Below are 20,414 nucleotides of genomic sequence, written 5' to 3'. Positions count from 1 at the left end.
GACATCGTGAGTACGACGAGGCGCCGGCGCCGCTGGTGGCCGCTGGCCATCGTGATCGCGTTCGTCGTGGTGCCGCTGTTCGAGATCTACCTGGTGATCCAGGTCGGCCAGGCGATCGGGCCGTGGTGGACGATCCTGCTGCTCGTCGTCGACAGCGTGATCGGCGCCTGGCTGGTCAAGCGCGAGGGTCGCCGGGCGTGGCAGGCCCTCCGCGAGGCGCTGCGCACCTACCGCCCACCCGCCAAGGAGCTGGCCGACGGGGCGCTCATCCTGATCGGCGGCACCCTGCTGCTGACCCCCGGGTTCGCCAGCGACGTGGTCGGCTTCCTCTTCGTGCTGCCCTTCACCCGCCCGGTGTTCCGGCGGCTGCTGACCGCCTACCTGGGCGCTCGCCTCTCCGTGGTCGCGACGGGCACGGGGCAGGCACGACGAAGCCCCGGCCCGACGGCAGGGGACACCGTCGTCCGGGGCGAGGTCGTCGAGGACTGAGGACGAGCCGTCAGGCGTTGGCCGCCTTGCGCTTGCCCGAGCGGCTGCGGTGGAGGTGGGCCGGTCCGATCTCCCCGCCGCGGAGCAGCTCCAGCCGCTCCGTCAGGATCTCCTCGAGCTCCTTCTCCGAGCGTCGCTCGAGCAGCATGTCCCAGTGGGTGCGCTGCGGCTTCTCGGTCTTCTGCTCACGCTCGATGCCGGCCGTGCTCTCGGCCTCGGCGCCGCATCGCGGGCACTCCCAGACCGCCGGGACGTCGGCCTCGATCGACATCGTGATCTCGAAGCCGTGCCCGTGCGGGCACAGGTAGCCGACCTGCTGGCGGGCCGCGAACTCGATCCCGCGCTCGTCCTCGAAGGACTGTCCGCCCAGTCGTGCGCCTCGCAGGGTGCGCTCCGCCATGTCAATCCCTTCTGTCCCTGACCCTGCTCCTGGCGGGGTCGGGCCGCGTGGTCGCCGGGGGATCTCCCCGGACAGGCTTGACCGACGCAGCCAATCTCTACAACGTTACCCAGCCCGAAAAGGTTTCAATCCTTCCGGACACGGTGCTCGGGCCCGGAGGAATTCACACGATCGCAGGCGTTCGGTTGCCAGCGTCCGCGATCCCGCGCTCGGGATCGAGGCGGAGGAGGAAGAAGAGCCCGAGCGCGAAGAACACGATCAGCGACACGATCGCCGGGCGGTAGGAGCCGGTCACCTGGAACACCACGCCGAAGAGCAGCGTCCCGAACCAGGACGTGCCGCGCTCACAGGCGTTGTAGAGGGCGTAGTACTCACCTGCGCGCCCCGCCGGGATGAACAGGCTGTAGAACGACCGGGACAGGGCCTGGGTGCCGCCCATGACCAGGGCGATGGCCACCCCGATGGCGAGGAAGAGCGCGATGTTCTTCTCGGGCAGGAACATGGCCAGGACCACGATCACCATCCAGGCGACCGTGCCGACGACCAGGCACCGGTAGGCGCCGTGGGTCCGGGCGATCCTGCCGAACAGCAGGGCGCCGCCGAAGGCCACGAACTGGATCAGCAGGATCGCGCCGATCAGGACCGTGTCGCCGAAGTGCAGCTGCTTGGACCCGTAGATGGCCGCGCTGCCGATGACGGTCTGGATGCCGTCGTTGTAGAAGAGGTAGGCGATGAGGAACGTCATCGTCATCGGGTAGTTGCGCAGGTCCTTGAGGGTGGCCCACAGCTGCCCGAAGCTGCGGTGGACCAGTCCGCCGCTCTCCGGCACCACGTCGCGCGGCGGCCGGTCGCGCAGGCGCAGGACGGGAATGATCGTGAACCCGGCCCACCAGAGCGCCGCGGTCAGCAGCGACAGGCGGACCGCAAGCTCCTTGTCGATGCCGAAGGAGTCGTGGAGCTCGACCATGACGAGGTTGAGGACGAGCAGCAGCCCACCCCCGAGGTAGCCGAACGCCCACCCGCGGGCCGAGACGGTGTCGCGCTCGTGCTCGACGGAGATGTCGACGAGGATCGCGTAGTAGCTGACCAGCGAGCAGCCCGCGAGGATGCTCGCCACCACGACCGCGACCGCGCCGAGCTGCCAGTGGTCGCCGTGCATGAAGAAGAGCAGCGCCGCGAAGAAGGCGCCGCCCCACGCGAACCAGGCCATGTGCAGCCGCTTGCGGCCCGAGCGGTCCACCATCGCGCCGACGATCGGCAGCAGGAACGCACTCGCGATGGTCGCGAAGCTGGTCAGGTACGACGGCAGCGACCCGGCCGCGAGATGCAGCCCGAGCACGGAGACCGTCTTGCTGCAGGTGTCGTCGGCGCTGTCGCCGCAGCCCGCCGCGCGACCGGCCACGGTGATCATGAACGGGCCGAACAGGACCGTCAGGGTCGTCGTGTAGAACGCGGAGTTGGCCCAGTCGTACCAGTTCCAGGCGCGCTGCTCGGCGCGTCTGTTGAGCGGGGACAGGTCGGCGATCGTGTTCACGGGGCTCCCTCCCAGAGGCCTCGGGCGACGAGCACATCCTTGAGCACGTCGGTGCGATCCGTGAAGAGGCCGTCGACACCGAGATCGAGCAGCTCGTGCATCTGGTCGGCGTCGTCGATGGTCCAGACATGGACGTGCTTGCCGGCGGCATGGGCGCGCCGGACCAGGCCGGGCGTCACGATCGTGATCCGGCGGCGCCGTCGGGGCACCTGGAAGGCCTGGAAACCGCGGCCGCCGACCAGGGCGGCGAGCCGCGCGCTGGGGAGCAGCCGGAAGGCCGCGATCTCCCACGGATGAGCCGCCGTCGGCACCCGCCCGTCGGTGAGCCTGCGGAACTCCCGGATCCGGGCGGGGGCGAAGGACCCGACCAGCACGCGGTCCCACAGGTCGCGCTCGCGCACGGTGCTCGCCAGGGCCGCCACGGCGCCGTCGGACTTGATGTCGATGTTGAAGCGCGCGTCGGGGAAGGCGTCGAGCAGCTGGTCGAAGGTCGGGATCTCCTCCCTGCCGCCGATCCTGGCCTCACGGATCTCTGCCAGGGTCAGGTCGCGGATCGCGCCCATCTTGTCCGTCACCCGGTCGAGCACGTCGTCGTGGAAGGCGAGCAGCGCGCCGTCGGCGGTCACGTGCACGTCGGTCTCGAGGTAGCGGTAGCCGAGCGCCGCTGCATGGCGGAACGCAGCGAGCGTGTTCTCCAGCCCCTCGATCTCCGGATGGTAGGCGCCGCCGCGGTGGGCGAACGCGATCACCCGGCCGGGCTCGAGGTACATCGGGAGCCTCAGATGTCCCGGAAGGTCTCGATCTCGGCACCCAGGGAGCTGAGGCGTTCGGCGAGGTCCTCGTAGCCGCGGTGGATGACGTAGGTGCTGCGGAGCACCGACGTCCCCTTGCTCGCGAGCATCGCCAGCAGCACGACCACGGCGGGCCGCAGGGCAGGCGGACAGATCAGCTCCGCGCCGGTCCACGAGGTCGGGCCCTCGATCATCACCCGGTGCGGATCGAGCAGGCTCACCCGGCCGCCGAGCTTGTTGAGCTCGGTCAGGTAGATCGCGCGGTTGTCGTAGACCCAGTCGTGGAGGTAGGTCTGACCCTCCGCCACTGCCGCGATGACCGCGAAGAACGGGAGGTTGTCGATGTTGAGGCCCGGGAACGGCATCGGGTGGATCTTGTCGCGCGGGGCGACCAGCTCGGAGGGGAACGTGCGGATGTCGACGAGCCGGGTGCGCTCGTTGGCGGCGAGGTACTCCGAGGACAGCTCGTAGCGGAAGCCCATCTCCTCGAGCACCGCGAGCTCGATCTCGAGGAACTCGATGGGGGCCCGCCGCACGGTGATCTCCGACTTCGTCACGATCGCCGCTGCGAGCAGCGACATCGCCTCGATCGGGTCCTCGCTGGGCGCGTAGTCGACGTCGACGTCGATGTCCTTCTTGCCCGTCACGGTCAGCGTCGTCGTACCGATGCCGTCGATCTCGACCCCCAGCGCCTGGAGGTAGAAGCACAGGTCCTGGACCATGTAGTTGGACGAGGCGTTGCGGATCACGGTCGTGCCCGGGTGCAGCGCCGCGGCCATCAGGGCGTTCTCGGTGACGGTGTCGCCGCGTTCGGTGAGCACGATCGGCCGACCGGGGACGATTTTGCGGTCGACGCGGCCGTGGTACCACCCGTCGGTCGCGTGGACCTCGAGGCCGAAGGGCCGCAGCGCGGACATGTGCGGCTCGACGGTGCGGGTGCCGAGGTTGCAGCCACCGGCGTAGGGGAGCTCGAAGCTGTCGGCGCGGTGGAGCAACGGCCCGAGGAACATCAGCACCGAGCGGGTGCGGCGGGCAGCCTCCTCGTCGATGCGACTGAGGTCGATGGCCTTGGGCGGGACGATCTCGAGGTCGTTCTCGGCGTTGATCCACCGGGTCTGCACCCCGAGGCTGCCGAGCACCTCCAGGAGGCGGTTGACCTCCTCGATCCGCGCGACCTTGCGCAGCGTCGTGCGGCCGCGGTTGAGAAGGGACGCGCACAGCAGTGCGACCCCGGCGTTCTTCGACGTCTTCACGTCGATGTCGCCGGACAGCGTGGTCGGCCCCTTGACCCGGAGGTGGGTCGGGCCGGCCCCGAGCGCGACGATCTCGGAGTCGAGGGCGGTGCCGATGCGCGCGAGCATCTCCAGGGAGAGGTTCTGGTGGCCCTTCTCGATGCGGTTGATCGCGCTCTGGCTGGTCCCCAGCCGTTCGGCGAGCTGGGTCTGGGTCAACCCGCGGTGCTTGCGCGCGTCGCGGATCAGCTGGCCGATGCGACCCTTGTAGTCGACGTCGCTCTCGATGAGGGGGGAGACCGTCATGCCACGAAGGTAACTCATATATGAGATAACGCCAACCGCCCAGTTGGGCGGCCGTGGGCGAGCAGCCCTCTGGGGTGATGCGGCAGGATGGCGGCATGCTCGCCACCACCATCCACGGCCCGCGTGACATTCGGTTCGAGGAGGTCCCGGACCCGGTCATCAAGCAGCCGACCGACGCCATCGTGAGGGTCACCGCCGGGTGCGTCTGCGGCTCCGACCTGTGGCCCTACCGGGGCGAGAACCCGATCTCGGCCGGCGCGACGATCGGGCACGAGTGCGTCGGCGTGGTCGAGGAGGTCGGCTCCGAGGTCTCCGACTTCCGCGCCGGTGACTTCGTGGTCGTGCCTTTCTGCCACTGCGACAACACCTGCGCGCACTGCGTCGCCGGCGTGCAGTCGGCCTGCGACAACATGAGCATGACGAGCAGCGGCCAGGGGCAGTACGCGCGGGTCGGCCAGGCCGACGGAAGCCTCGTGGCGACCGAGGGCACACCCGACGCCGCGCTCCTGCCGTCCGTGCTGGCGCTCACCGACGTGATGCCCACCGGCTGGCACGCCGCCGTCTCCGCCGGGGTGCGCGCAGGCGGCTCGGTCGTGGTGGTGGGCGACGGTGCGGTCGGCTTGTGCGGCGTGCTCGCTGCGTCGGTGATGGGCGCCGAGACGATCATCGCCATGTCGCGGCACGCGGACCGCCAGGCCCTGGCGACCGAGTTCGGAGCCACCCACATCGTCGCCGGGCGCGGCCGCGAGGGCGCGAAGGCGGTCAAGGAGATCACGCAGGGGATCGGTGCGGATGCCGTGCTCGAGTGTGTCGGCACCGACGACTCGATGGGCACGGCCTTCGCGGTCGCGCGAGCCGGGGCGACCGTCGGCTTCGTCGGCGTGCCGCACGGGGTCGAGCTGCCCGTGTCGCGGATGTTCCAGAAGAACATCGGCCTCCGCGGCGGCATCGCGCCCGTCCGGCGCTACCTGCCCGAGCTGCTCGACCTCGTCGTCGAGGGCCGGATCGACCCCGGCAAGGTCTTCGACCTGACGCTGCCGATGGCGGAGTCGCCCGAGGCCTACCGGGCGATGGACGAGCGCCGCGCGATCAAGGTCATGCTGGAGCCGTGAGCCTCAGCCGTTGTCGGTGACGGTGCCGTCGGGATCGCCACCGTCGCTCGACGAGTCGTCGACGGCCTGTGCCGCCAGGGCCATCGAGACGTCGCCGCCGGTGAGGGTGAGCGTGTCCCCGTCGAGTGCCGCGGTCGGTCCGTCGGTCAGGAACGACGCGACCCAGGCGTCCTGGTCGGCGCGGTCCTGCTCGCAGCCGATCTCGGTGCCGGCCAGGTTGCTCACCTTCAGTCGGTCGCCGTCGAGGGAGACACCGCCGGTCATGTGGTTGCAGCCGGCGTCGACCGACACCTGACCGTCGGCGAACCCGATGCGGACGACCGTCTCGTCCACCAGGGCGTGGCCGTCGACCTGCGCCGTGGCGAAGACCTTCCCGTCGAGGTCGTTGAGCGAGAGGCCGGTGGTCGCCGGTGGGTCCTCGGCGCGGGAGGAGGAGTCCCCGTCGCCGCAGCCCCCGACGGCGAAGACGAGCAGGGCCGCGGCAGCCAGCGCGCCCAGGGTGGTGGTCTTCTTCACGCCGATGGGACGGATCGTCACCCGCTCAGGTTCCCACAGCTGCGCCTGCCCGGGGAGTGGACGGCGTCCAGCGTTCAGGCGACCTCGCCCGGCATGACGACCGGCGGACAGTCGCAGCCGTCGTCGCAGGGGAGGAACGTGTGCACACCGTGGCCGCACCGCTGGCAGGGCAGGTCGTGCGACAGGTGGTCCACCTGGGTCATCGTGAGGGTCTGCTCCCACATCGTCGTTACCTCCTTCCCCTCCCAGAGTCGCCGGAGCGGGGATCTGATACATCGACCGCGACGGGCGTCCCGCCGGGGCGTGGGTCCCGTCCACGATGACCGATCGTGGGCAGGGAAGTCATCGGACCCTCGGGCGCCCCGGTCCTGGCCCGTTGTGACCAGGCGTGCCGTCCGGGCGTGCCGGGTTCGATCGACGGTCGGCCTGTTCCGCGCCGATATGCTGCGCACAGGACGGGCCGGACCTTAGGTTCGGCCGCGGGGGAGGAGAAGCGACCGCTCCAAGGTCGCAAGGAAATGGGGCCTCGATGGGCAGCATTCGGAGCTGGCCGTTCCTCGGTACACCGCGGGCGTGCCAGGCATGGGTTGTCGGTGCGGTGCTCGCCGCACTCGTGCTGCCGTTCGCGCTGGTCGACGCCGGCCACGGCCGCTCGACGGTCGACCCGATGGTCACGGGCCTGCTCCTGGTCGCCCTGTCGATCGTGAACGTCGAGCTGGGCAGGCTCCTCGAGGGAGGGGTCAGCCGCAGCCAGCGCCCCCACAAGGGCCTCTCCGCGTGGGCCTTCGCGAGCGCGCTGCTCCTGCCGACCTGGTGCCTCCTCCCGGTCGTCGCCGTCACCTACCTGCACGCCTCGTGGCGCGGCCTGCGGGTGCCGGCGTGGAAGTGGGTGGGGTCGGCGGCGTACGTCGTCGTCGCCGCCGTCGCCGCGTCCGTGGTGGCGCACCTCGTGCTCGGCACCGAACGCGACCTCATGCGCGACGACGGCCTGGTGGGGCTGCTCGGGGTCCTCGCCGCGACCGCGGCGTTCCTGGCGGTCGAGACGGTCCTCTTCCACGGCAGCGCCTACCTCAACGAGCCCGACGACGAGGTGTGGTTGCGCAAGACCCTCGCCACCCGGTCGTTCTACCTGACGGAGGCCGGCGTGCTGCTCGTCGGCGGCCTGTCCGCCGCGATCTGGACCGGGGGCGGCTGGTTCGTCGTCCTCCTGGCGCCGGTCTACCTGATCACCCAGCGGGCCGCCCTCCACGAGCCGCTCCGCGAGAAGGCCGAGTACGACGACAAGACCCGCGCCCTCCGGTTCCAGTCGTGGCGGCGTCTCTCCGTGCAGGGCGCCGAGCGCTGCCGGCGCAAGGCCCAGCCCTACTCCCTTATCTTCGCCGACCTCGACCACTTCAAGGAGTTCAACGAGGAGTGGGGCCACCTGCTCGGCGACGACGCGCTCGCCGTGGTCTCCGACGCGATCCGAGCCGAGCTGCGCGCGGTCGACCTCCTGGGCCGGTTCGGCGGTGAGGAGTTCAGCATCTTCCTGCCCGACGTGACGGCCGACCAGGCAGCGGCCATCGCCGAGCGGATCCGGGCGCGCGTCTCCAGCACGCCCGTCCCGGGCGCCGGCGGCGTGACCATCAGCCTCGGCATCTCCGCGGTCCTGCCGGACGACGGCCCGGTCGAGTTCGTCCAGGCGCTCACCGCCGCGGACCGGGCGGTCTTCGTCGCCAAGAGCGACGGCCGCAACCGGATCCGGATGATCGTGCTCGACGCCGCCTGAGCCCTGCCGCGCTCGCGTCGATCGACACGATCGGTAGTCCGTCGTGACCAGGACACCTGTGGACGAGCGCAGGACGTGGTTGCCCGTGCGCCCGGAGGAGCATGGAGTGATCACCACGATGGGGAAGGTGGCCACGATGAGCGCAGGATCGTCCTCCGACGCAGGACCGGCAGGCGGACCCGAGGGGTTGACCTCGGGGTGCGGGTTCCCGACGTGCGACCGTGACCCGGTGACGGAGCACGGCATGTGCGAGGTGCACCACCGCGTCGTGGTGTCGCGGACGGGGTCCTGGCTCGAAGCCAGCTGAGCGCCGCGAGGCTGCCGCGCGAGTAGCCTGCGCACCATGGCGACGCGGGTGCGGTTCGAGAGCAGCTCGGGCCCGATGCTCGCCGGGATCGTCGACGAGCCGGTGGGGGAGGCCCGGGGCTGGGGCCTGTTCGTCCACGGCCTCACGCTCGGCAAGGACTGCCCGGCCGCCGCCCGCATCTGCAAGCAGCTCGCGAGCGACGGCATCGGCATGCTCCGCTACGACAACCTCGGCCTGGCCGACTCCGACGGCGACTGGGACGCGGGTTCCTTCAGCCAGAAGGTCGCCGACACCGTCCGCGCCGCGAGGTTCATGGCGGAGCGCGGGACGGCCGTCGACGTGCTCGTGGGGCACTCGCTGGGTGGCGCGGCGGCCCTGGTGGCCGCGGCGGAGGCCGAGGCGCGCGCCGTGGTCACCATCGGCGCGCCGATCGAGCCGGCGCACGCGGAGTCGCAGTACGACTCGCTGGTCGACCGGGTGATGGAGGAGGGCCAGGCCGAGTGGCTCGTCGGCGGGAAGGCGCTGACCCTGCGTCGCTCCTTCGTCGAGGACATGCGCCGGGCGGACCTGCGCGAGTCGATCCGCGGACTCCACCGACCGCTGCTCGTCATGCACTCGCCGACCGACAACACCGTCGGCATCGCCAACGCCAGCGAGATCTTCCGCACCGCCCGCCACCCGCGCAGCTTCGTGGCGCTCGAGGGCTCCGACCACCTCCTCACCGCCCCTGGCCAGGGCAGGCGCGCGGGGCGGATCATCTCCGCGTGGGCCGACCAATACCTCGTCGACTGAGCGCCGCTCCGCGGGTGTCCTCCCGGCATGGCACGATCGGGTCGTGACGAGCCGACCCGCCGACGCGCAGCGACTGCGCGACCTCGCGCTACTGCGGAAGGTGAAGGACCGCATCGACCGGGAGTACGCCGAACCCCTTGACGTCGCGGCGCTCGCGGCGGGGGTCGGGATGTCCTCGGGCCACCTCAGCCGGCAGTTCAAGGAGGCCTACGGCGAGCCGCCGTACTCCTACCTGATGACCCGGCGCATCGAGCGGGCGATGACCCTGCTGCGGCGCGGCGACCTCAGCGTCACCGACGTCTGCTTCGCTGTCGGCTGCTCGTCGCTCGGCACCTTCAGCACCCGCTTCACCGAGCTCGTCGGGGTGTCGCCGAGCGTCTACCGTGACGACCCGGACCGCTCGACCGAGGGCATGATCGCGTGCGTCGCGAAGAAGGTGACGCGGCCGGTGCGCCGACGTCCGGCGGAGCAGTCGTGAGCGAGCTGCGCGGCCGCACCTTCCTGGTGACCGGCGCCAACACCGGGATCGGCAAGGAGACCGCGCGGGCCCTGGCCGGGCGAGGCGCTCGGGTCGTGGTCGCAGGCCGGTCCGAGGAGCGGACCCGGGCTGCGATGACGGAGATCGCCGACGAGACCGGCAACACCGACCTCGACTACGTGCCGCTCGACCTCGGCGACCTGGCCTCCGTCCGGACGGCTGCCGAGACCTTCCTGGCGAGCGGCGAGCCGCTCCACGTCCTGGTCAACAACGCCGGGCTCGCCGGACGGCGCGGCCTCACCGCCAGCGGTTTCGAGCTGGCCTTCGGCACCAACCACGTCGGCACCTTCCTGTTCACCGAGCTGCTGCGCGACCACATCGTCGCGAGCGGCCCGGGCCGGATCGTCAACGTCGCCAGCGACGGCCACTACCGCGCCAAGGGCATCGACTGGGACGCGACCAGGCGTCCGTCGGCGACCCGCACCGCGTTCGACGAGTACTGCGTGTCCAAGCTCGCCAACGTGCTGCACGCCCAGGAGCTCGGCCGACGGCTGGAGGGCACTGGCGTGACGACGTACTCACTGCACCCGGGCGCCATCGCCTCCGACGTCTGGCGGGAGGTGCCCGGCGGGCTGCGCCACGTCATGAAGCTCTTCATGAAGTCTCCGGAGCAGGGCGCGCGGACCTCCCTCCACTGCGCCACGTCGCCCGACGTGGCCGGCCGGACCGGTCGCTACTACTCCAGCTGCAAGGAGAAGGAGCCGTCGAAGGTCGCCACCCCCGAGCTCGCCGCAGAGCTGTGGGCGCGCAGCGAGGCGTGGGTGTCGGACTTCAGGGCGTCCTGAGCAGCACGTCGGGCGTGAGCTCCTCGATGCTGCGGTAGCCGTTGAGGCCCATCGTCAGGTCGGCCTCGGCCAGCAGGCACTGGAGCACGTGGTGGGCGCCGGCCGCGCCGCCGAGGGTGATGCCCCAGCCGTAGGGGCGGCCGATGCCGACCGCGGTCGCCCCGAGGGCCAGCGCCTTGACGACGTCGACGCCGGTGCGCACGCCGGAGTCGAACAGGACCGGCAGGCCGTCGGCGGCGGCCACCACGCCCGGCAGGAGGTCGAGGGCCGGTGCGCTGGCGGCCTGCCGTCCTCCATGGTTCGAGCAGTAGATCCCGTCGACGCCGCCGTCCTTGGCCCGCCGCACGTCGTCGGGGTGGCAGATCCCCTTGAGCAGCAGGGGCAGGTCGGTGAGGCCGCGCAGCCACGGGAGGTCGTCCCACGAGAGCGCGGGGCTGCCGAAGGTCAGCGCCCACGCGATCGTCGCGGCACCGGGGTCGTCCTCGGGAGTCCGCTCCAGCCGGCTGCGGAACACCGGGTCGCTGAAGTAGTTGGCCAGGCACTTGCCCTGCAGCTGGGGCATCGCCGCGTGCTGGAGGTCGCGGGGCCGCCAGCCGAGCGACCAGGTGTCGAGGGTGACCACGATGCCGGCGTAGCCGGCCGCCTCCGCGCGGCGGACGAAGCTCTCGGCGAGCTCGCGGTCGTTGGGGGTGTAGAGCTGGTAGAAGCCCGGGGTGTCGCCCAGCTCCGCCGCGACGTCCTCCATCGGGTCCTGCATCAGGGTCGACATCACGGCAGGCACCCCGGAGAGCGCGGCGGCGCGAGCGACCTCGATGTCACCGTGCTGACTCTCGTGCATGATGCCCACGACCCCGATCGGCGCCATGAAGACCGGCGAGGGGTGACGCCGCCCGAAGAGCTCGATCGACAGGTCGCGCTCGGCAGCACCCGACAGCATCCGCGGGTAGATGCCCCACCGCCGGAAGGCAGCGGTGTTGGCCGTCTGGGTGTGCTCGTCGCCCGCGCCCCCGGCGACGTAGTCGAGCAGCACGGGGTCGAGGATCTCGGCGGCGGCAGCGGCCAGGCCGTCGTACGTCACCGGGAAGGGGGGCTTGGTGCCGCTCAGCCCGCCGAGGTAGATGCCGAGGTTGAAGTCGGAGAAGTTGGCCATGCGCGCATGATGCCGCACCGCTCGGCCGGGACCGGTCAGGAATCGAGAAGCGCCGCCTCGGGCGCGCCCGTAGGTTTCTGGCCATGGACATCAAGATTCACGCCAGCTTCCTCCCGCATCGCGACGCCGAGGAGTCGATGGTCTTCTACCGCGACACGATGGGGTTCGAGGTGCGGATGGACGTCGGCTACGACGACATGCGCTGGATCACCGTCGGTCCTCCGGGACAGCCCGACACCAACATCGTGCTGCACCCGCCGGCCGCCACGCCGGGCCTCACCGAGGAGGAGAAGCGCACGCTCCTCGAGCTGATGGTGAAGGGCACCTACTTCGGGATCAACCTCGCGACCAGCGACATCGACGCGACGTTCGACGAGCTGCAGTCCCGCGGCGCGGAGGTCGCCCAGGAGCCGATCGACCAGCCGTACGGCGTCCGCGACTGCGCGTTCCGGGACCCGGCCGGCAACGAGATCCGCATCCAGCAGACGGCCTGACGGCGCCGTCGGATAGAACTTCGACCATGGCCACCCCCACTGCCGACAGCCACGACCTGATCCGCGTCCGCGGCGCCCGCGAGAACAACCTCAAGGACGTCGACATCGAGCTGCCGAAGCGCCGGCTGACCGTCTTCACAGGCGTGTCGGGCTCCGGCAAGAGCTCCCTGGTGTTCGGCACGATCGCTGCCGAGTCGCAGCGTCTGATCAACGAGACCTACTCGACCTTCGTGCAGGGCTTCATGCCCAACCTCGCCCGGCCCGACTACGACTCGCTCGAGGGCATCACGCCCGCGATCGTGGTCGACCAGGAGCGGATGGGCGCCAACGCGCGCTCCACCGTCGGCACCGTGACCGACGCCAACGCGATGCTCCGGGTGCTCTTCAGCAGGCTCGGGTCGCCGTACATCGGGCCGCCCACGGCGTTCTCCTTCAACGTGCCGACGCGGAAGGCCAGCGGCGTGATGCAGACCGAGAAGGCCGGCGGCAAGGTCGAGAAGAACGTCGTGCGGCAAGCGATCTACCTCGGCGGCATGTGTGCGGAGTGCGAGGGGCGCGGCACCGTCTCCGACCTCGACCTGACCGCGATCATCGACGAGAGCCGGTCGCTGGTGGAGGGTGCGATCCTCGTCCCCGGCTACACCGCGGACGGCTGGATGGTGGCCGCCTTCAAGGCCGTCGTCCCCTCCGACGTGCCGGTCGCGAAGCTCACGGACGCGCAGCGCGAGGACCTCCTCTACGCCGAGCCCCGCAAGGTCAAGGTCGACAAGATCAACATGACCTACGAGGGCCTGATCCCGAAGATCCGCAAGTCGATGTTCAGCAAGGACGTCGACTCGCTCCAGCCGCACATCAAGGCGTTCGTGGAGCGCGCGGCCGTCTTCGCCGCCTGCCCGGCCTGCGGGGGGACCCGGCTGAACGAGTCCGCCCGGTCCTCGACGATCGGCGGTCGCCACATCGGCGAGATCTGCGCGATGCAGATCACCGACGCCGCCGAGTGGATTCGCGGCATCGTCGAGCCAGGCGTCGCCCCGCTCGTCGACAACCTGCTGCACCTCTTCGACTCGTTCGTCGAGATCGGCCTCGGCTACCTGTCGCTCGACCGGCCCTCCGGCAGCCTCTCGGGAGGCGAGGCCCAGCGCACGAAGATGATCCGGCACCTCGGGTCCGCGCTGACAGACGTGACCTACGTGTTCGACGAGCCGACGGTCGGGCTGCACCCGCACGACATCCAGCGGATGAACAGGTTGCTCGGCGACCTGCGCGACAAGGGCAACACGGTCCTGGTCGTGGAGCACAAGCCCGAGACGATCGCGATCGCCGACCATGTCGTCGACCTCGGTCCCGGCGCCGGCACGGCCGGGGGAGCGGTGTGCTTCGAGGGCACCGTCGAGGGGCTGCGGGGGAGTGGCACCCTGACCGGCACCCACCTCGACCACCGCGCCCGGCTGAAGGAGGAGGTGCGCGAGCGGACGGGGGTCCTGGAGATCAGGGGTGCGAACGCGCACAACCTCCAGGACGTCGACGTCGACGTGCCGCTCGGGGTGCTCTGCGTGGTGACCGGCGTTGCGGGCTCCGGCAAGAGCTCGCTGCTCCACGGCTCCCTGCCCGCCTCCGCCGACGTGGTCGTGGTGGACCAGGGAGCGATCAAGGGCTCCCGGCGCAGCAACCCGGCGACGTACACCGGGCTCCTCGAGCCGATCCGCAAGGCGTTCGCCAAGGCCAACGGCGTGAAGCCCGCTCTTTTCTCGTCCAACTCCGAGGGCGCCTGCCCGGGGTGCAACGGCAACGGCATGGTGTACACCGAGCTGAGCTTCATGGAGACGGTCGCGACCGTCTGCGAGGACTGCGGAGGGAAGCGCTTCCAGGCCGAGGTGCTCGAGCTGCGCTACGGCGGGCTCAACATCGCCGAGGTCCTCGACCTGCCGGTGACCGAGGCGCACGCCTTCTTCGCCGACGGTGACGCGCGGACACCTGCCGCCGCCGCGATCCTCGCGCGGATGGAGGACGTGGGACTGGGCTACGTCAAGCTCGGCCAGCCGCTCAACACGCTGTCGGGCGGTGAGCGGCAACGCATCAAGCTCGCCATGCACCTGTCCGAGAAGGGCGGCACCTACCTGCTCGACGAGCCGACGAGCGGCCTGCACCTCGCCGACGTCGACAACCTGCTGGGGCTGCTCGACCGGCTGGTCGACGCCGGCAAGTCGGTGATCGTCATCGAGCACCACCAGGCCGTCATGGCGCACGCCGACTGGATCATCGACCTCGGCCCGGGCGCCGGCCACGACGGTGGCACGGTGGTGTTCGAGGGGACGCCGGCCGAGCTGGTCGCGGCCCGGTCGACACTGACCGGCCAGCACCTCGCGGACTACGTCGCGGGCTGAGGCCCGGGGGGGCGGATCGCCGACGCGAGCAGGTGGCGCACCATCGCGACGAGCAGCACGACCCAGGCGGCCAGGGCGACCCAGACCACCGCGTCGCCGACGCGCGCGACGATCGGGAGGTGGTCCGCCTCGCCGAGGTCGATGCCGGCGACGGCGTACATGCCGAGCGGGAAGACCACGTTCCACAGCGACGGCTCGTAGTCGAGCGGCACCCGGTGGCGCAGGTGCCGCCAGCAGCCCGCGGCCACCAGCGCCGGGACGAGCCAGGTCGCGACGGACCAGAGCACGACGGCCAGACCTGCGACGAGACCGCGGGTGACCTCCACGACGGGGACCGCCGTCATCTCAACGATGCGTGCGCCCGCGACGACCGTGATGGCGAGGGCGCCCATCGAGACCCAGTACGGCGGGGTCAGCTCCTCGGGACCGATGGGGTGGAGCAGCAGCCGGACCACGACGACCAGGCCGACCAGGAGGTAGAGGAGCACGCCGACCGACCAGCAGCCCACGGCCAGCAGGGCGAGCGCGGCACGGTCGGAGTGGACCCCGGGCTCGAGCGACGCGGCGACGATCGCGACCGACTGGGCCGCGACGACGCAGGTGAACCAGGTGCCGTCGGCGGACCGCAGCACGGGTCCGGCGGAGCGTCCCAGCACGGCGGTCCACGGGACGACGTACCCCAGGACGAGCCAGGCGGTCCCGGCGACCGCGAGGCCCACGACCAGCCACTCCCGGCCGCCGGTCATCCCGAGCCGCACCGCCAGCACGTCGGTGCCGGCGACGAAGGTGAAGAAGCCGAACGCTCGGCGTGGGTCGGCGAGGTCCTCGGCGACCGCAGCCGGGTACGACGCGCACCGCCAGACCGACAGCGCGAGGATCACGGTGTAGGCCAGGACCGCCACGGCCAGCAGGACGTCGGAGACCACCACCTGGCCCCGTTCGCGCAGGCCGATGGACACGATGCCGGTGGCCATGACGAGGGAGAAGTAGCCGGGCGCGAGCTCCTCGACCGCTCGCCGGACGCGGGTCACGAGGGCGTCCGTCACGCCCAGGAGCGTACGTCGCCGGCAGATCGGCGACGAGAGGTGCTCTGCGCCGCTCGGCGGGTGTCGGTGGGTCGCGGCACGATGGCGGGATGACGCGGCAGATCCAGATCACCTTCGACGCCCACGACCCGCGCGCCCTGTCGACTTTCTGGCGCGACGTGCTCGGCTACGTCCACCCGGGGCCCCCGGGGGTCGACCTCGACGAGGGCGCTGACCCGCTCGCCGCTTGGGACGATTTCCTCGAGCGCAGCGGGGTGCCGGTCGACCGGCGCAACTCGGCATCGGCCGTGGAGGATCCTGCGGGGGCCGGTCCGCGCCTCTTCTTCCAGCAGGTGCCGGAGGACAAGGTCGCGAAGAACCGGGTGCATCTCGACGTGCGTGCGGCGCCGGGGCTCCAGGGGGAGGAGCGGATGGCGGCGCTCGAGGCCGAGTGCGGCCGGCTGGTCGGGCTCGGCGCGTCGCGCTACCGACGCTACGAGCCCGACCCGCCGATGAGCCTGGGATTCATCGTGATGAAGGACCCCGAGGGCAACGAGTTCTGCCTGGACTGACTGCTACCTAGTAGTAGGTCCGACGGGTGCCGCCGATCGGGACCAGGTTCAGCACCAGGCCGACGACGATCAGGATCGCGCCGATGGTGGTGAGCACTGGGATGCTGGCCACCAGGCCGATGATCAACAGAATGACGCCAAGAATGACCATTTCCATCTCCGTTCTCTCTCACGCTCCGTGACCCCCAGGTACCCGTTGTCGCGCTGATCATCCGTCGACCGTGGTCGTGTGCCGTTCGCGGTCGCTCGATACGGTTCGGTGCCATGAGCCTCTCGAAGCAGCTGTTGGCCAAGAAGAACCGTCCCGCCGTGGTGACCGACCTGGTCGACGTGGTGCGGCAGGAGGTCGCCGACAAGAAGGGGATGTCGGGCGCGGGCCTGAAGGCCGGGTACGCCACCGCGACCAAGGTGATGCCCGACCTGGTGCGCAAGGCCGTACGGCGGTTGCTGCCGGACGCCGCTGTGGCGCTGGACCCGTTCTGGGACCGGTTCGTCGCCGAGGGCGGGTCGGACTTCGGTGCCTATCTCGCCCAGCACGGTGCACAGGTCTCGGCGGCACTGCTCGCGATCACCGACGCGCGGGCAGAGGCCAGCTCGAAGGAGGCGCTGAAGAAGGTTTACCGCGCGCTCCGGGGCAAGGCCGACACCCACGTCCAGGCCGCGCTGCCGCGCCTCGGCGCGACGCTGCAGAAGCACGCCGCGCGCGAGGCCTGAGGGTCTTGCCGTCGTCCGGCCCGCTCTGATACAAAGAGACGCAACGCGTATCATCGTATCGTCACGGAGGCCGGAATGGACGGACTGAGCAGGCGCTCGGTGCTGTGGGGGAGCAGCGCGCTGGGCGCGGTCGGGGCGCTCGGGATCGTCGCGCCGACGGCGGCGTGGAGCTGGTCACCGAGCCGGTCCGTCCTCGGCACCGGCACCGGCATCGACCCGAAGTACGTCTGGGACGACGAGGCGGACCGGATCGTCGCCGGCGTCTTCGAGCGCGGGGAGGTCGACCTCGTCAACGACCTGCTGGCCGGCTGGACGCACAACGAGCAACCGTTGCCCGACGGCCTTCCGAGCGAGCTCCGGTCCTTCCTCGAGCGGGCGCGCCAGCTCCCGGCATGGACCGACCAGGCCAAGCTCGACCGGGTCTTCCGGTTCTACGAGAGGCGGGGGCTCTACCTCGGGATCCTCTACGGGTTCGGCAGCGGGATGATGAGCTGCGTGATCCCGCGCGAGGCGCGCGCGGTGTACTACTCCGCCGGCGGCGCGGACATGAAGGAGCGGATCGCCAAGACCGCGAAGCTCGGCTACGACATCGGCGCGAAGGGCGCCTACGGCCCGAGCGGTCAGATGGTCGTGACCTGCCTCAAGACGCGGATCACCCACGCCGCCGTACGCCACCTGCTGCCGCAGTCAGGCCACTGGAAGGCCGGCGCCGAGGAGCACCTCCCGATCAGCCAGGCCGACATCATGGTGACCTGGCACAGCCTCGCGACCTTCAGCCGCAACAAGCTCGCCGCCTGGCGGGTGCCGGTCACGACCGCGGACTCCGACGCGTTCCTGCACCTGTGGCAGATCACCGCGCACATGCTCGGGGTCAAGGACGAGTACATCCCCGCCGACTGGGCCTCCGCCAACGACCAGTCGCGTCAGGTGCTCGACCCGATCCTCGCGCCGACGCCCGAGGGCATCTCGCTGGCGAAGACGCTGCTCAACCTCGCCGCGGAGTACGACCACGGCCTGACCAAGCCGATGCTGCAGGCGTTCGCCCGGTTCTGCCTCGGCGACCAGATCGCGGCTTGGTTGCAGATCCCCAAGTCACCGTACGACGGCATGGTGAAGGCCGGTTGGCCTCCGTTCATCCGGTTCCGCGAGCTCGGCTTGGCGCTGCCGCTGGCGCCGGAGGGCTACTGGCTGTTCGACGAGTTCCTCCGCCAGGGTGTGATGTTCTTCCTGGGGGAGGGCAAGCGCGTGAACATCACGCTGCCGACGGGGAACAACCCGAACTACAGCTGACCATCCGATGGCTCCAGCGACTACCGGGTCGCCGTAGCCGAACGGGGGCAAGCGGGGTGGGGAGCTCGGCAGGCCGCCTCCTGAGTCACATCAAGCTCACGGGTCCCAGTCCTCCCGTCCGACTACGACCGTCGAGTCGTGAGGGCTGCGCGACGTGCTTCGTTGAGGGATGCTCCTTCGGTGACGACATCGAGGCTGGCCGCGATCTCCAGCCTGCTGGCCGTCGGCGCGGTGTGTTTCGCGACGACGAGCGGCGCGACGGTCGCAGCAGAACGCGGACCCGTTCCTGTGTGCCTCGGGGAGCCGGTGACCATCTTCTGGGGCCCGGAGGCGTCGGCGACGGAGGGCGACGACGTCATCCTCGGGACCGACGGCGACGACGTGATCCGCGGAGAGGCGGGTAGGGACAAGATCTGTTCCGGGGACGGCGCCGACCGCGTGGACGGCAGCAGGGACGCCGACGAGGTGGATGCTGGCGACGGCGGCGACGCCGTCTGGGGAGGAGGAGGCGACGACGTCATCGACGGAGGCCCCGGCGACGACGCCCTGGACGGCGGAGGCGACAACGACCTGCTCACCGGCGGAGACGGCGCCGACCGGATCGTCGGCGGTCGACACGCCGACCTCGTGTTCGGCGGCCCCGGGCCCGACGACCTGCTGGGCGGCCGCTCGAAGGATCGCGTTCTCGGCGGCTACGGAGATGACACGCTCCTGGGCAGCCAGGGCGACGACCGTCTCGCCGGCGGTCCGGGGCACGACCAGTGCTTCGGCGAAGAGGGGCACGACGTGGCGCGCACCTGCGAGGAGCGACACTCCGCGGCGGACGGATCCTGACTCAACTGGCAGCTGGTCGCCCCTCGTACGAGTATCGCCGATAAGTGACAACGTGGGCACCTGGACAGTCGCCACCTGGCTCCGGCTGGCGGCCGCGTACGGGGCTGCCTCGATCAGTCAGGACGCTCGTGCGATCACCGGGCCTGAGGGCTGGTTGAAGTACCTGAGCAAGCACGCATCCCGCGGTGTGGCGCACTACCAACGGCAGGGCAAGCCCGCGGGCTGGGAGTCCACCGGACGACTGTGGGGCAAGGGCGGGGACTGGCCGATCGGCGAGCCGTTGAAGGTGACCCTGGAGGGGCTGGCGTTCCATCGCTGGCGGCGCCTGGTCCGCTCCTACGTCATCGCTGAGGCCCGGACGGCGGCGCTGGCTACGCGTCCGGGCACTGATGAGGCGCGGCGGGCGTGGCGGCGGGTGTCGCGGGTGCGCTCGATGCTGCGCAACAACGATCGCGGGCGATCTGCGGCGCGTGGGGTGGGTGAGTGGATGCCGGGTCAGGCGGGGCTGGAACTGGCGTTGCTGGCGGGCTGGTCGGGGGAGTTGGTGGCGGCATGAGGGCGGGTCGACGGATGCGGCGCAACGCTGCTCGGGCGGGTCTGTGTCCGAACTGCCTGGAACGTCCGGTCGATCACGTCGTCCCGGTCGATGACGGCCTGGCGGTAGTGGCGTGCTCGGAGTGCTGGCCGCTCCTGCGTGCCGAACTCGTCGCCGCGGGTGCTCACGTCAGCGGCTGCGTAGGACCGTGCTGCAACCCCGGATCGTGAACCGCTGGAGCCACCCGCGCTCGGGAAGGCCCGCCCGGCAAGCGAAGCGCGGACGGGCCTTCCCGAGCACGAGGCCCCACCGGCACACAACCGAAGTGCCTCACGGCTGACGGTCTGCTGCTGCGCGGATCCGCCCGCTATTGGCTCCCTTCTGTGTCAAGACACCTTCGGGAGCTCGGGTTTAGGCTGGCTCGTGGCGGGTCCGCGGAGTGGCTTGTCCGAAGAGCCGGCATCGGGATGCGAGCCGGTCGCGCTGGATTCAGAGACGTTTCCCTGTTGCCCTCCCGGGCCCGTCGCTGTGTGCGCGGCCAGGTCGGCCAGGAGGGTCCGGTAGACGGCGTCGGATAGCCGGCGTTTGAGGCAGCGCATCGCCTCGTTCGAGGTCTTGCCGGCGGCCTTCTTGCGGTCGTAGTAGGCGCGGCCGTCGGTGGCATTGCGGAGCTGGACGGTGGCCATGATGTGCAGGGTCTTGTTGATCTGCCGATTCCCGCCACGCGATAGCCGGTGGCGGACATGGTCGCCGGAGGAGGCGTCGATGGGTGCGGTGCCGGTCCAGGAGGCGAAGTGGTTGCGGTCGGGGAACCGAGTGATGTCGCCGACCTCGACCAACAGCCGA

General features: G+C 70.7%; 23 protein-coding genes. 14 read left to right on the top strand and 9 right to left on the bottom strand.

Annotation, left to right across the window (positions count from 1 at the left end):
• The first annotated feature begins 6 nt into the window (after positions 1-6).
• On the top strand, positions 7-489 hold the full coding sequence (locus ACAX67_RS17275; protein WP_370705119.1) for an FxsA family protein: 483 nt from the start codon (positions 7-9) through the stop codon (positions 487-489).
• A gap of 10 nt (positions 490-499) precedes the next feature.
• On the opposite strand, the gene ACAX67_RS17270 is transcribed toward ACAX67_RS17275, so the two are convergent.
• From ACAX67_RS17270 to relB, 4 genes are all read right to left on the bottom strand, one after another.
• Entirely contained in the window at positions 500-889 is a 390-nt protein-coding gene (locus ACAX67_RS17270; protein WP_370705118.1) for an RNA polymerase-binding protein RbpA, read from the bottom strand.
• A gap of 163 nt (positions 890-1,052) precedes the next feature.
• A complete protein-coding gene (locus ACAX67_RS17265; RefSeq protein WP_370705117.1) occupies positions 1,053-2,423 on the bottom strand; it encodes an MFS transporter in 1,371 nt (456 codons plus the stop codon).
• Positions 2,420-3,193 carry a glycerophosphodiester phosphodiesterase family protein gene (locus ACAX67_RS17260; protein ID WP_370705116.1) on the bottom strand — a complete coding sequence of 258 codons (774 nt, stop codon included), beginning with the start codon at positions 3,191-3,193 and terminating at the stop codon, positions 2,420-2,422. The genes ACAX67_RS17265 and ACAX67_RS17260 overlap by 4 nt, the downstream gene beginning before the upstream one ends.
• Before the next feature lie 8 nt (positions 3,194-3,201).
• Positions 3,202-4,752 carry a type II toxin-antitoxin system RelB family anti-toxin gene (gene relB, locus ACAX67_RS17255; RefSeq protein ID WP_370705115.1) on the bottom strand — a complete coding sequence of 517 codons (1,551 nt, stop codon included), beginning with the start codon at positions 4,750-4,752 and terminating at the stop codon, positions 3,202-3,204.
• A gap of 95 nt (positions 4,753-4,847) precedes the next feature.
• Between relB and ACAX67_RS17250 the strand changes: the two genes are divergently transcribed.
• Positions 4,848-5,864, top strand: coding sequence for a zinc-dependent alcohol dehydrogenase family protein (locus ACAX67_RS17250; protein WP_370705114.1), 1,017 nt, complete (start codon positions 4,848-4,850; stop codon positions 5,862-5,864).
• Between the two features lie 3 nt (positions 5,865-5,867).
• On the opposite strand, the gene ACAX67_RS17245 is transcribed toward ACAX67_RS17250, so the two are convergent.
• On the bottom strand, positions 5,868-6,401 hold the full coding sequence (locus ACAX67_RS17245) for an META domain-containing protein (RefSeq protein WP_370705113.1): 534 nt from the start codon (positions 6,399-6,401) through the stop codon (positions 5,868-5,870).
• 53 nt (positions 6,402-6,454) lie between these two features.
• Positions 6,455-6,604: a hypothetical protein gene (locus ACAX67_RS17240; RefSeq protein ID WP_370705112.1), complete on the bottom strand. Its 150-nt coding sequence runs from the start codon at positions 6,602-6,604 to the stop codon at positions 6,455-6,457.
• Positions 6,605-6,909: 305 nt separating this feature from the next.
• On the opposite strand from ACAX67_RS17240, the gene ACAX67_RS17235 reads away from it, so the two are divergent.
• The 5 genes from ACAX67_RS17235 (at position 6,910) to ACAX67_RS17215 (ending at position 10,570) form a co-directional block, all read left to right on the top strand.
• Positions 6,910-8,148 (top strand): GGDEF domain-containing protein, encoded by a 1,239-nt coding sequence (locus ACAX67_RS17235; RefSeq protein WP_370705111.1) that lies wholly within the window; start codon positions 6,910-6,912, stop codon positions 8,146-8,148.
• 106 nt (positions 8,149-8,254) lie between these two features.
• Positions 8,255-8,455: a hypothetical protein gene (locus ACAX67_RS17230; protein WP_370705110.1), complete on the top strand. Its 201-nt coding sequence runs from the start codon at positions 8,255-8,257 to the stop codon at positions 8,453-8,455.
• Between the two features lie 36 nt (positions 8,456-8,491).
• Positions 8,492-9,247 (top strand): alpha/beta hydrolase family protein, encoded by a 756-nt coding sequence (locus tag ACAX67_RS17225; protein WP_370705109.1) that lies wholly within the window; start codon positions 8,492-8,494, stop codon positions 9,245-9,247.
• Positions 9,248-9,290: 43 nt separating this feature from the next.
• Positions 9,291-9,725: a helix-turn-helix transcriptional regulator gene (locus ACAX67_RS17220; protein ID WP_370705108.1), complete on the top strand. Its 435-nt coding sequence runs from the start codon at positions 9,291-9,293 to the stop codon at positions 9,723-9,725.
• The gene (locus ACAX67_RS17215) at positions 9,722-10,570 is read left to right on the top strand and encodes an SDR family oxidoreductase (RefSeq protein WP_370705107.1); all 849 of its coding nucleotides are present in this window, start codon (positions 9,722-9,724) and stop codon (positions 10,568-10,570) included. Before ACAX67_RS17220 ends, ACAX67_RS17215 begins: the two co-directional genes overlap by 4 nt.
• On the opposite strand, the gene ACAX67_RS17210 is transcribed toward ACAX67_RS17215, so the two are convergent.
• Entirely contained in the window at positions 10,557-11,720 is a 1,164-nt protein-coding gene (locus ACAX67_RS17210) for an alpha-hydroxy-acid oxidizing protein (protein ID WP_370705106.1), read from the bottom strand. The genes ACAX67_RS17215 and ACAX67_RS17210 overlap by 14 nt on opposite strands.
• A gap of 83 nt (positions 11,721-11,803) precedes the next feature.
• Between ACAX67_RS17210 and ACAX67_RS17205 the strand changes: the two genes are divergently transcribed.
• Positions 11,804-12,214: a VOC family protein gene (locus tag ACAX67_RS17205; protein ID WP_370705105.1), complete on the top strand. Its 411-nt coding sequence runs from the start codon at positions 11,804-11,806 to the stop codon at positions 12,212-12,214.
• 26 nt (positions 12,215-12,240) lie between these two features.
• Complete coding sequence (locus ACAX67_RS17200; RefSeq protein ID WP_370705104.1) at positions 12,241-14,598, top strand: ATP-binding cassette domain-containing protein; 2,358 nt, start codon at positions 12,241-12,243, stop codon at positions 14,596-14,598.
• Here ACAX67_RS17200 and ACAX67_RS17195 read toward each other — a convergent pair.
• Positions 14,583-15,644 (bottom strand): tellurite resistance/C4-dicarboxylate transporter family protein, encoded by a 1,062-nt coding sequence (locus tag ACAX67_RS17195; RefSeq protein ID WP_370705103.1) that lies wholly within the window; start codon positions 15,642-15,644, stop codon positions 14,583-14,585. The two genes, ACAX67_RS17200 and ACAX67_RS17195, sit on opposite strands and share 16 nt — an antisense overlap.
• 89 nt (positions 15,645-15,733) lie before the next feature.
• Between ACAX67_RS17195 and ACAX67_RS17190 the strand changes: the two genes are divergently transcribed.
• The 5 genes from ACAX67_RS17190 to ACAX67_RS17170 all read left to right on the top strand — a co-directional run bounded on the left by ACAX67_RS17190 (position 15,734) and on the right by ACAX67_RS17170 (position 19,589).
• Positions 15,734-16,195, top strand: coding sequence for a VOC family protein (locus ACAX67_RS17190; RefSeq protein WP_370705102.1), 462 nt, complete (start codon positions 15,734-15,736; stop codon positions 16,193-16,195).
• A gap of 264 nt (positions 16,196-16,459) precedes the next feature.
• A complete protein-coding gene (locus tag ACAX67_RS17185) occupies positions 16,460-16,909 on the top strand; it encodes a DUF6918 family protein (protein ID WP_370705101.1) in 450 nt (149 codons plus the stop codon).
• Between the two features lie 75 nt (positions 16,910-16,984).
• Positions 16,985-18,199 (top strand): oxygenase MpaB family protein, encoded by a 1,215-nt coding sequence (locus tag ACAX67_RS17180; protein WP_370705100.1) that lies wholly within the window; start codon positions 16,985-16,987, stop codon positions 18,197-18,199.
• A 180-nt stretch (positions 18,200-18,379) separates the two neighbouring features.
• Positions 18,380-19,033 carry a calcium-binding protein gene (locus tag ACAX67_RS17175; RefSeq protein ID WP_370705099.1) on the top strand — a complete coding sequence of 218 codons (654 nt, stop codon included), beginning with the start codon at positions 18,380-18,382 and terminating at the stop codon, positions 19,031-19,033.
• A gap of 52 nt (positions 19,034-19,085) precedes the next feature.
• Complete coding sequence (locus tag ACAX67_RS17170) at positions 19,086-19,589, top strand: hypothetical protein (protein ID WP_370705098.1); 504 nt, start codon at positions 19,086-19,088, stop codon at positions 19,587-19,589.
• 365 nt (positions 19,590-19,954) lie between these two features.
• Here the strand turns inward: ACAX67_RS17170 and ACAX67_RS17165 are convergent.
• Positions 19,955-20,414: transposase (locus tag ACAX67_RS17165; protein ID WP_370705097.1), on the bottom strand; the 460-nt coding region annotated here is incomplete at its 5' end.

It is taken from the genome of Nocardioides candidus (genome assembly GCF_041321175.1).
GTDB lineage: Bacteria > Actinomycetota > Actinomycetes > Propionibacteriales > Nocardioidaceae > Nocardioides.
Note: the sequence above shows the minus strand (reverse complement) of the source record. Positions and strands in the feature narration are given on the sequence as shown.